The organism is Halalkalibacter lacteus, from assembly GCF_036663595.1.
Classification (GTDB): Bacteria; Bacillota; Bacilli; order Bacillales; family Bacillaceae_D; genus Halalkalibacter; species Halalkalibacter lacteus.
This window is the reverse complement of sequence record NZ_JAWRVL010000270.1, coordinates 1-263: the sequence shown is the minus strand read 5'-3', so window position 1 is coordinate 263 and position 263 is coordinate 1. Positions and strand designations below refer to the sequence as shown.

General features: G+C 47.9%; 1 protein-coding gene. It reads left to right on the top strand.

The genetic code is table 11. The features are described from left to right. On the top strand, positions 1 to 263 hold a 263-nt coding region (locus tag SAZ04_RS22315), incomplete at both ends, for a hypothetical protein (RefSeq protein WP_332699832.1).

Here is a 263-nt window from a genome sequence, read left to right as displayed (position 1 = left end):
GCCTCGTCCGAGGTTCCTTGTGCATCCCGATTTTCCATTAATTGGCTACCTACCTATTAATAGACCACTCTATGATGCCTCAAGACCTCGTGACCCGTTATTAGGCCTTTTACCACCTATTAAAGTTGAGACTGGCTATGCGCCAGCTACCTGGGGTCCGCAGGCCTACATTAATTCTTTTGAGAAGTTTCAATATGCCCAGCCACCAGATTTTGTTGCCAAGAACCCAGAGGCTCATGCCTTTGCACTTAGGCAGTTGAGAG